The sequence below is a fragment of the Mangrovihabitans endophyticus genome, from assembly GCF_014646155.1.
In the GTDB taxonomy this organism is placed as follows: domain Bacteria; phylum Actinomycetota; class Actinomycetes; order Mycobacteriales; family Micromonosporaceae; genus Actinoplanes; species Actinoplanes endophyticus.
In genome coordinates, this window is sequence record NZ_BMMX01000162.1 from 1 (window position 1) to 601 (window position 601).

Consider the following 601-nt stretch of genomic DNA (forward strand, 5'->3'; position numbering starts at 1 on the left):
CGTTTAAAACCGCAATCCCAAAAAGAGCGATAAAGCCCACGCTCGCTGGCACGGAAATATACTCCCCAACTACAAACAACGCAATAAGGCCTCCGGTAACCGCAAAAGGGATATTCAAAAGAATGAGCAAGGCTAAAGGAATGCTTTTAAAAGTGAAAAAAAGAATGAAAAAAATCGCTAAGATGCTTAAAGGGATAACGGTGGAAAGCCTTTTATTGGCCCGTTGCTGGTTTTCAAACTGCCCCCCATAAGTGATATAGTAGCTAGAAGGGAGCTTGACATTTTGAGCGATCACTTTTTTAGCCTCTTCTACAAAAGAGTTCAAATCGCGCCCCACCACATTGCTGCGAACCACGCTCATGCGCATTGAATTTTCACGCACGATAGAAACAGGGCCATCCACTTCTTCAATTTTAGCGATAGAAGTGATAGGCACTAAAACGCCATATTTTGAAGTCAAGGCTAAACTTTTGATTTTAGTGATAGAGCTTGCAAAATCGCTCTCTTGGCGGATCATCACCGGCGTGCGTGAAATCCCTGTAGGGATCACATCTACAACCAAGCCCTCTAAAGCGGATTTTAAAAACTTGGAAAATTCATT

The 601-nt window shown here is 42.8% G+C and carries 1 protein-coding gene; it reads right to left on the reverse strand.

The window, feature by feature from the left end; genetic code table 11:
• A partial coding sequence (locus IEY73_RS34720; RefSeq protein WP_189083245.1) for an efflux RND transporter permease subunit occupies nucleotides 1-601 on the reverse strand: 601 nt, incomplete at both ends.